This window comes from Bacillus sp. B2-WWTP-C-10-Post-4 (assembly GCF_009183805.1).
In the GTDB taxonomy this organism is placed as follows: domain Bacteria; phylum Bacillota; class Bacilli; order Bacillales; family Bacillaceae_G; genus Bacillus_A; species Bacillus_A cereus.
Genome location: NZ_WEII01000064.1, coordinates 18,482 through 27,249, shown reverse-complemented (window position 1 = coordinate 27,249; position 8,768 = coordinate 18,482). Strand labels below are relative to the sequence as shown.

Genomic DNA, 8,768 nt, shown 5'->3' with positions numbered 1-8,768 from the left:
ATATGTATATAGACGTACTAGTAACGTGCTAATTATTTGAGAAACTATGTTACCTTTGTTATGGTAATAACAATTAAAGGAGTTTTATAATCCATTTGGTTTTTTTCTATATAATAGAAGGAAATGAAAACGTTTTATTAGAAACTGTGAGGAAGTGCGGTTTTTCTTATTGCCACGTTGTAAAAGTGATTTCACGAATTGTTCATAGTATTTTTATGTGTTTTTGTTACAATATTTAGGGAGAGGAGTGGAATGATGCAAGATATTAGTATTTTTTTAGCGTTTGGCGCCGGGTTCTTATCATTTATTTCCCCATGTTGCTTACCGCTTTATCCGGCATTTTTATCGTACATAACAGGTATGTCGGTTTCTGAATTGAAAGAAGAAAATGCAATGCTTCGCAAAAGAAGTATGATACATACAGCGTTTTTCTTACTTGGATTTTCAATTATATTTATTGCAATTGGATTTGGTACAAGTTTTATTGGAGGAATCTTTACTGACTATAAAGATTTAATCAGACAGTTAGGTGGTATATTTATCATCGTGTTCGGCTTAATTATTGTCGGGGTGTTTAAGCCGAAATTTTTAATGCAAGACCGTAAATTTACATTTAAAAATCGTCCAAGTGGCTATTTTGGATCAGTACTAATCGGATTAGCTTTTGCAGCAGGGTGGACGCCATGTACCGGACCAATTCTAGTGTCTGTAATTGGATTAGCAGCAACAAATCCAGAATCAGCAATGATATATATGATTGCTTACATACTTGGATTTGCAATCCCGTTTTTCGTACTGTCATTCTTTATTACGAAAATGTCTTGGATTAAAAGAAATAGTATGGCCTTCATGAAAGTCGGAGGATATATTATGATTGTTATGGGTGTCTTCCTATACTTTAACTGGATGACGAAAATTATCGTATATTTCTCAAGTTTATTTGGTGGTTTTACTGGTTTTTAGTATTATTCTGCGAAAATGTTGGAAATACTAACGGAAAAGCATATAATGAAAGTATATTTTGCATATAGCCACAAAAAAGGATGAGAAAATATGAACATAGTTCTTTTATCAAGTATCGTTGCTGTTTGTATGGCTGTCGGTGCGATGTTTATTCGTTTAAAAGCAGCTAAGAAACCTGCAACATTGAAAAAAATTATACTTCCACCATTTTTTATGAGTACGGGTGCATTGATGTATGTTTTTCCTGAATTTCGATTAACTCCAGCCGAAATGTTAGAAGCAATTGGTGTCGGTTTGATTTTCTCTATTTTTCTTATTAAAACATCTAAATTTGAAATTAGAGGACAAGAGATTTATTTGAAGCGTTCAAAAGCCTTTGTTTTCATATTAATTGGATTACTTGTAGTGCGGATTGTATTTAAAACCTACTTAAGTCAATCTCTTGATTTAGGACAACTTAGTGGCATGTTCTTCTTACTTGCGTTTGCGATGATTGTGTCATGGAGAATTGCAATGTATCGTTCCTTTACGAAATTACAGAAGGAAATGGAAAAAGAAGATGGTTTTTATAATGAAAAAGATATGAAGCTAACTTAAAAACTGTATATGTACCAAATAAAAAAGACAGCGTCAAAGGCGCTGTCTTTTTTATCGAAAATAATATGAAGTTACTTTGCGAGTAAAGATCGATAGTTAGAATAATCAATCTTTTTTTCTTGTAGTTTTTTTATTAAAAATTTATGATCACGCTTTGGTGTGGCAATGATATACCCTTTAATAATTAAGTCTTGTGTAATTTGAGAGGCATTTTCTTGTAATGCAAGTTCCCCGATTTTGCCAGCAATCTTTGATTTTGCAACATCACGAAATAGTTCTGGAACAGGGCTTACAAGCTCTTCTAACAATTGTTTTTGTTCATCATCCCATAAATGTCTCGTTTTATTTATGTAGTGTTCTTCCCAATCCAAAATGGACATGCCGTCTTCTTTTGGTAATCGTTTCAGGAATTTTCTGAACATAAAGTATCCACCGATAGACATAAGCCCTAATAAAATAACCGTCCATAATACAATGAACCAACTGAACCATCCTTCGAGCACGCATATCCCCCCTTAATGATAGCGGTTTTCTTTTATTCATATTATATACAGTGAGATTCATAGAAAGCAAGAACGCTTGGTCATTTTGACCAAGCGTTATAGTTTAAACGAAGTATAGTTGTTCAACACATAAATTATTATTATCGTCTTCAACATACTCAATAATAAGTGTGCCAACTTTACGATCTTTATCTTCAGTTGTGAAAATAGAGTAAGAAGTAAAACGTGTTTTTGATAGGCCGCTTATATGTGTAGGTAAAGAAATGTAGTCGTTATCGCGGAAGAATTCCATCAGTTCAATATCCTCAAATTCTTTTCGGTCAACTTGTTTGTTTGTATAGCGGCGTTGAAGTTGTTTTAAAGATTCATTCCAAGAAATTGCTTTTGTGTCGTATACCATTGTTCTATCTCCTTACTGTATGTAATTATTAAGAACATACGTTCTAATCTAGTATACTCTTTTTATTAGAAAAGAGAAAGCAAAAAATAATGTAAGCTTGGATTTCCAAGCTTACATTATTGATGCGTCCGTCATAATCTCTATTTTTCATTATAAGTTAGATAAGAATAAGAAACAAGATGATATATATAATGTTGAGAGTTTTCAAGATTCTGTATATTATAGGTGTACTAAAGTGTAAGGGAATGAGAGGTGTGGCATACGTAATTTCACTGCAAGGGCCGATGGCTAGCGGAAAAACAACATTAGCAAAAAGGTTAGAAAAGAGAGGGTTTCGAGTTATATATGAAAATCCATATCCAATTGTAGAGAAGCGAAAAAAATTGAATTTAGACATGAATTCAAAAGTAGGGTTTATTATGAATCAAAAAATGTTTATGGAAGCAAAAATAAAGGAGTTTCAAAATGTGAAAGATTCAGTCGTAATTTTTGATCGCGGACCAGAAGACATTGAGTTTTTTACACTCTTTTATCCAACGATTATAGGAGAAGAGTGGGATATAGAAACTGAATTGAAAGATGAATTATATAAATTAAGAGCATGCCGTTCGGATGTGATTTTTTACTTAGATGTTACGAAAAAGAATGTATATGATAGAAAAAATAATGATAGAACAAGAAACAGAAGTACGTTTGAGGAGCAATTTAAATTAGTAGAAACTGAAAAAGACTGGTATAAAAAATTTCCTGTAACTTATGTGGACACGAATAGATTAACAGTGGACGATTTAGAGGTATATTTTATGGACTGGTTAAAGGAGAGAGGGCTATGAAAAAAATACTTTTATTTGTATACTCAACATTTGCAGAGTTTGAAATAACAGTAGCGACGGCATTGCTGAAAAATAAATATGAAATCATTACAGCGGGCTTAACTAAAGAATTGGTTATAAGTGAAACTGGATTGCAAGTGCAGCCGCATATAGAAGTAAGTGAAGTATGTGTAGATGAGTATGAGGGGATACTTATTCCAGGTGGAGAAGAAGGACAGTTGGAAGATGCAAAACCTCTTTTTTCAATCATTCGTCAATTTCATGAACAAGAAAAATTAGTGGCGGCAATTTGTGCTGGACCGTATGCACTAGCAAAAGCAGGGTTATTTAAAGGGATTTCTTATACTGCGACTATAGATTATCAAAAATTTGATTGTTTTCCAGTAGAAAATTTTGTGTATGAAGAAGTTGTGAAACACTCAAATATCATTACAGCACAAGGGCATGCATTTGTACCATTTGGAATAGCAATTGCCTCTTATTTTGGAGTGGCAGACGAACATAATACAGATTTTTATTGTGGTAAAGGCAATGTAGTAATGGAGAAACTTTTACGAGAAAACGTGTAGAAGCTAGCAAATGCTAGCTTTTTTCTTTTTGACACCGATAAATTACTAACGTTTTTGGATCGCGCCATATACCGTTATGGAGAGATAATTCCTGGTTGATTTCTTCTGTTAGCCATTCTTTCATCTCGGCTTGAAGATACATATTATCGGGTATATTTAGCGATGGGAACATGCTAGAAATATAGTTTACAATCGGAGTAGCATGATGAAAAACGAGAGCATTATGAATAACTGTTTCTTCAACAGTTGGAAAAACAGATTGTAATATCTCTTTACCGTTTTCTAAACAAAATGGAGTGACTGATGATGTTGTTTTCGGTAAATCAAATGCGTCTAACATACGGTTACACATTTCAACTATACGAGGTAGTGTAACGCTAGAATTTGTTGTAGCTAAAAGTGTTCCGCCAGGACGAATTACTTTATGGAATCCTTGAATTGTTTTTTCAACATCTTTCACATGGTATAACATATGTCTTGCAATTATTAGGTCATAACAATTTGTTTCGAAAGGAAGTTTACTAGCATCCCCTCGTTTCCATTCTATTAAGTTATTTGTTTTAGCAGCTTCAGCAAGCATAGCTTCGGATTGATCAAACCCGGTTAATGGGCCTTTATGACCATTTGTTTGTAAAAGGGAAAGGAATTTTCCACTAGCGCACCCAACCTCTAATATATTTTCTTCCCCTTGAAGTTGTAAATGTTCAATGACGATCTTATCTAAATCTACGTGTTTTTCTTCGTAATGTGTATGTGTGTCGATGCGTGTTTGTAAATGGTTGCTAACGTTATACTGACGTTTTACATCATTCATTTTGTCACATTCCACCTTTGTGCAAAATTGTTGGATTGCATGTGTTAATACATCTGTTTTCTTTAAACCTTCGTAATGGAGTGCTGATTCAAACCTTTTAAGTAATTTCTCTTCAATTCGAAAATGAATATCTTTTCGTTTTGTCACTGAAATTTCGCCCCTTTGCATCTGTTAATGAGACTATAGCATGCTTGGAAAAATTGTGTAAATCATTTGTGTACACAAATGGAGGGGATGAAAAAATTGTTTGAATGTGAGTTTAAACTATTGACGATTTAAACGTTTTCATATATTCTTAAATTAAGTAATATTCAAATAATTCAAAAGGAATGAGAGAGTCACATGCTTCTTCAAGGAACACATCGAATTGGTCGTATGGCCATGCTGTTGGCACTTGCGGATGAGAATGAAAGTCCTGTATTATCCATTCCAAAAGGTTGGAAGTATTGTACGGGGAAAGTGGGTTCGATGAATTCGCAAAAGGTTGTCGCAGCAATGGAAACAGCGGCTAAAAGCAACCAAGTTATTGAAACAGACGTTTACAGAGAAACACATGCACTTTATCATGCAATTATGGAAGCTTTGTACGGAGTGACGAGAGGTCAAATTCAGTTAGCAGACGTTCTTCGTACAGTAGGACTTCGTTTTGCGATTGTGCGCGGTACACCATACGACGGAAAAAAAGAAGGCGAATGGGTTGCTGTTGCATTATATGGAACGATTGGTGCACCTGTAAAAGGATCTGAGCATGAGGCGATTGGTTTAGGAATTAATCACATATGATTTGCCCATAGTCTATTAGTTAGAAGGGGGCCTTACTTTTTTAGGACAGAAGTCTGTCTTAAAAAGATAAGGTCCCCTTTTGCCTTTTTAAGGAGGAAAAATGATGATTACGTTAACAGGACATACATTGACAGTTGAAGAAATGAAGAGGTTATTACTGGAAGGAGAAGGTGTAACAGCTTGTCCAACTAGTATGCAAAAGGTAGCGGAGTGCCGCGAAGTAGTTGAGAAAATTGTAGAGGACGGAAAAGTCGTTTACGGAATTACAACTGGATTTGGAAAGTTTAGTGATGTGCTTATCCAAAAAGATGATGTAAAGGCACTTCAACATAATTTAATTCAGTCACATGCATGTGGGATTGGTGATCCATTCCCGGAAGAAGTATCGCGTGGAATGTTAATTTTACGAGCGAACACGATGCTTAAAGGAGTATCTGGTGTTAGGCCGCTCGTTGTAAATATGCTTCTTGAGTTTGTAAACCGTAAAATTCATCCAGTCGTTCCGCAACAAGGTTCACTTGGTGCAAGTGGCGATTTAGCACCTTTATCTCATCTTGCGCTCGTATTATTAGGCGAAGGTGAAGTGTTCTATAAAGGGAAACGCGTTCATGCAATGGTTGCTCTTACAGAAGAAGGGCTTGAGCCAATTGAACTTGAAGCGAAAGAAGGTCTTGCGTTAATTAATGGTACGCAGGCGATGACAGCACAAGGAGTTCTTTCTTATATAGAAGCAGAAGCAACGGCGTATCAAGCTGAACTAATTGCTTCGATGACAATTGAAGGGTTACAAGGCATTATTGATGCATTTGATGAAAATGTTCATAAAGCACGTGGTTATAAAGAGCAAGTGGAAGTAGCGAGCAGAATTCGTGACATCCTTCACGATAGTAAATTAACAACAAAACAAGGAGAATTACGTGTACAGGATGCCTATTCACTTCGTTGTATCCCGCAAGTACACGGTGCTTCTTGGCAAGTTTTAAATTATGTAAAAGAAAAATTAGAAATTGAAATGAATGCAGCAACAGATAATCCGCTAATTTTTGATGGCGGAGAAAAAGTAATTTCAGGTGGTAACTTCCATGGTCAACCGATTGCGTTTGCGATGGACTTCTTAAAAGTAGGAATGGCGGAACTTGCAAATATTTCGGAGCGCCGTATTGAGCGTTTAGTAAACCCGCAATTAAATGATTTACCACCATTTTTAAGTCCAGAACCAGGACTACAGTCAGGTGCAATGATTATGCAATATGCTGCAGCGTCGCTTGTTTCTGAAAATAAAACGTTAGCACATCCGGCGAGTGTAGATTCAATTCCGTCTTCTGCTAACCAAGAAGATCATGTAAGTATGGGAACAATTGCTTCACGCCATGCACATCAAATTATTCAAAATGCAAGACGTGTTCTTTCTATTGAGATGATTTGTGCAATGCAAGCAGCAGAATATCGCGGAATTGAAAACATGAGTACAGTGACGAAGAGCTTCTACCACCAAGGTCGTCAGCAGGTGCCATCTATTAAAAATGACCGTATATTCTCAACAGATATTGAAAATATTGCGCATTGGTTAAAAACGAATTATTCGATAAAAGAAAGATTAGATGTAAACGCAGCACTATAAAATGAGAAAAGGGAGAGATTGAAATGGAAAAAGTACAACAAACAATTCGCGCGCCAAGAGGTACAGAGTTACAAACGAAAGGATGGGTGCAAGAAGCTGCACTTCGTATGTTAATGAACAATTTAGATCCTGAAGTTGCTGAAAAACCAGAAGAATTAGTTGTATATGGCGGAATTGGCCGTGCAGCTCGTAACTGGGAAAGCTATCAGGCGATTGTAGATTCATTAAAAACGTTAGAAAGTGATGAAACGTTACTTGTTCAATCAGGAAAACCAGTTGCCATTTTTAAATCACATGAAGATGCACCTCGCGTTCTGTTAGCGAACTCAAACTTAGTACCGAAATGGGCAAACTGGGATCACTTCCGAGAACTAGAGAAAAAAGGTCTTATGATGTACGGACAAATGACAGCTGGTAGCTGGATTTACATTGGAACGCAAGGGATTCTACAAGGAACATATGAAACATTTGGTGAAGCAGCTCGTCAACATTTCGATGGTTCATTAAAAGGTACATTAACACTTACTGCTGGTTTAGGTGGTATGGGTGGTGCACAACCTCTTGCTGTAACGATGAACGGCGGTGTTGTCATTGCTATTGATGTTGATAAGCGCAGCATCGATCGTCGTATTGAAAAGAGATACTGTGATATGTATACAGAATCATTAGAAGAAGCGTTAACGGTTGCGAACGAGTATAAAGAGAAGAAAGAACCGATTTCTATTGGTTTATTAGGAAATGCGGCAGAAATTTTACCAGAACTAGTGAAGCGCAATATTACACCAGACTTAGTTACAGATCAAACATCTGCTCATGATCCATTAAACGGTTATATTCCAGTAGGCTACACATTAGAAGAAGCAGCGAAACTTCGTGAAGAAGATCCAGAACGCTACGTACAATTATCAAAAGAAAGTATGACAAAACATGTGGAAGCAATGCTTGCTATGCAAGAAAAAGGCGCAATTACATTTGATTACGGAAATAACATTCGCCAAGTTGCTTTCGATGAAGGTTTGAAAAATGCATTCGATTTCCCAGGATTCGTTCCAGCATTTATCCGTCCATTATTCTGCGAAGGAAAAGGACCATTCCGCTGGGTAGCACTTTCTGGTGATCCAGAAGATATTTATAAAACAGACGAAGTAATTTTACGTGAGTTCGCTGATAATGAACATTTATGTAACTGGATTCGTATGGCACGTCAACAAGTTGAATTCCAAGGGCTTCCATCACGTATTTGTTGGCTTGGTTACGGTGAGCGTGCGAAATTTGGTCGCATCATTAATGAAATGGTTGCAAACGGTGAATTATCAGCACCAATCGTTATCGGTCGTGACCATTTAGATTGTGGATCAGTAGCATCTCCAAACCGTGAAACAGAAGCGATGAAAGATGGTAGTGATGCAGTAGCTGACTGGCCAATTTTAAATGCATTAATTAATAGTGTAAACGGTGCAAGCTGGGTATCTGTTCACCACGGTGGTGGCGTTGGTATGGGTTATTCACTTCATGCGGGAATGGTTATCGTTGCAGATGGAACAGAAGCAGCAGCAAAACGAATTGAGCGCGTATTAACTTCTGACCCTGGTATGGGTGTTGTTCGTCACGTGGATGCAGGGTATGACTTAGCTGTGGAAACGGCGAAAGAAAAAGGCGTTAACATTCCGATGATGAAATAAGGA

At 36.4% G+C, this 8,768-nt stretch carries 11 protein-coding genes; 8 read left to right on the top strand and 3 right to left on the bottom strand.

Annotated features, from left to right (window positions below):
* The first annotated feature begins 89 nt into the window (after window positions 1–89).
* The 3 genes from GBN78_RS31040 to GBN78_RS21035 all read left to right on the top strand — a co-directional run bounded on the left by GBN78_RS31040 (window position 90) and on the right by GBN78_RS21035 (window position 1,560).
* The gene (locus tag GBN78_RS31040; RefSeq protein ID WP_080008939.1) at window positions 90–239 is read left to right on the top strand and encodes a peptidase T; all 150 of its coding nucleotides are present in this window, start codon (window positions 90–92) and stop codon (window positions 237–239) included.
* Window positions 240–255: 16 nt separating this feature from the next.
* Window positions 256–963: a cytochrome c-type biogenesis protein CcdA gene (gene ccdA / locus GBN78_RS21040; RefSeq protein WP_001152676.1), complete on the top strand. Its 708-nt coding sequence runs from the start codon at window positions 256–258 to the stop codon at window positions 961–963.
* A gap of 90 nt (window positions 964–1,053) precedes the next feature.
* Entirely contained in the window at window positions 1,054–1,560 is a 507-nt protein-coding gene (locus GBN78_RS21035) for a CcdC family protein (protein ID WP_001028440.1), read from the top strand.
* A 71-nt stretch (window positions 1,561–1,631) separates the two neighbouring features.
* Here GBN78_RS21035 and GBN78_RS21030 read toward each other — a convergent pair whose 3' ends face one another.
* Both GBN78_RS21030 and GBN78_RS21025 read right to left on the bottom strand, forming a co-directional pair.
* Window positions 1,632–2,063 (bottom strand): DUF2621 domain-containing protein, encoded by a 432-nt coding sequence (locus GBN78_RS21030; RefSeq protein ID WP_000889387.1) that lies wholly within the window; start codon window positions 2,061–2,063, stop codon window positions 1,632–1,634.
* A 103-nt stretch (window positions 2,064–2,166) separates the two neighbouring features.
* A complete protein-coding gene (locus tag GBN78_RS21025; protein WP_000262400.1) occupies window positions 2,167–2,463 on the bottom strand; it encodes a hypothetical protein in 297 nt (98 codons plus the stop codon).
* Window positions 2,464–2,708: 245 nt separating this feature from the next.
* On the opposite strand from GBN78_RS21025, the gene GBN78_RS21015 reads away from it, so the two are divergent.
* Entirely contained in the window at window positions 2,709–3,296 is a 588-nt protein-coding gene (locus GBN78_RS21015; RefSeq protein WP_001986424.1) for an AAA family ATPase, read from the top strand.
* Window positions 3,293–3,865 carry a DJ-1/PfpI family protein gene (locus GBN78_RS21010; RefSeq protein ID WP_061655820.1) on the top strand — a complete coding sequence of 191 codons (573 nt, stop codon included), beginning with the start codon at window positions 3,293–3,295 and terminating at the stop codon, window positions 3,863–3,865. The genes GBN78_RS21015 and GBN78_RS21010 overlap by 4 nt, the downstream gene beginning before the upstream one ends.
* Window positions 3,866–3,878: 13 nt before the next feature.
* Here GBN78_RS21010 and GBN78_RS21005 read toward each other — a convergent pair whose 3' ends face one another.
* Window positions 3,879–4,826 (bottom strand): class I SAM-dependent methyltransferase, encoded by a 948-nt coding sequence (locus GBN78_RS21005; protein WP_061655819.1) that lies wholly within the window; start codon window positions 4,824–4,826, stop codon window positions 3,879–3,881.
* Between the two features lie 195 nt (window positions 4,827–5,021).
* Here GBN78_RS21005 and hutP point away from each other — a divergent pair, with 195 nt between their 5' ends.
* The 3 genes from hutP to hutU all read left to right on the top strand — a co-directional run bounded on the left by hutP (window position 5,022) and on the right by hutU (window position 8,765).
* Window positions 5,022–5,462 carry a hut operon transcriptional regulator HutP gene (gene hutP / locus GBN78_RS21000; protein WP_000926516.1) on the top strand — a complete coding sequence of 147 codons (441 nt, stop codon included), beginning with the start codon at window positions 5,022–5,024 and terminating at the stop codon, window positions 5,460–5,462.
* A 103-nt stretch (window positions 5,463–5,565) separates the two neighbouring features.
* Entirely contained in the window at window positions 5,566–7,083 is a 1,518-nt protein-coding gene (hutH, locus tag GBN78_RS20995) for a histidine ammonia-lyase (RefSeq protein WP_000631875.1), read from the top strand.
* 23 nt (window positions 7,084–7,106) lie between these two features.
* The gene (hutU, locus tag GBN78_RS20990; protein WP_000416946.1) at window positions 7,107–8,765 is read left to right on the top strand and encodes a urocanate hydratase; all 1,659 of its coding nucleotides are present in this window, start codon (window positions 7,107–7,109) and stop codon (window positions 8,763–8,765) included.
* Window positions 8,766–8,768 lie beyond the last annotated feature (3 nt).

What these genes read in the sequence shown, in the direction of transcription:
- hutH (WP_000631875.1), top strand. Translation starts at nt 5,566, where the DNA reads ATGATTACGTTAACAGGACATACATTGACAGTTGAAGAAATGAAGAGG.
- GBN78_RS21025 (WP_000262400.1), bottom strand. Translation starts at nt 2,463, where the DNA reads ATGGTATACGACACAAAAGCAATTTCTTGGAATGAATCTTTAAAACAA.
- hutP (WP_000926516.1), top strand. Translation starts at nt 5,022, where the DNA reads ATGCTTCTTCAAGGAACACATCGAATTGGTCGTATGGCCATGCTGTTG.
- GBN78_RS21035 (WP_001028440.1), top strand. Translation starts at nt 1,054, where the DNA reads ATGAACATAGTTCTTTTATCAAGTATCGTTGCTGTTTGTATGGCTGTC.
- ccdA (WP_001152676.1), top strand. Translation starts at nt 256, where the DNA reads ATGCAAGATATTAGTATTTTTTTAGCGTTTGGCGCCGGGTTCTTATCA.
- hutU (WP_000416946.1), top strand. Translation starts at nt 7,107, where the DNA reads ATGGAAAAAGTACAACAAACAATTCGCGCGCCAAGAGGTACAGAGTTA.
- GBN78_RS21010 (WP_061655820.1), top strand. Translation starts at nt 3,293, where the DNA reads ATGAAAAAAATACTTTTATTTGTATACTCAACATTTGCAGAGTTTGAA.
- GBN78_RS21015 (WP_001986424.1), top strand. Translation starts at nt 2,709, where the DNA reads ATGAGAGGTGTGGCATACGTAATTTCACTGCAAGGGCCGATGGCTAGC.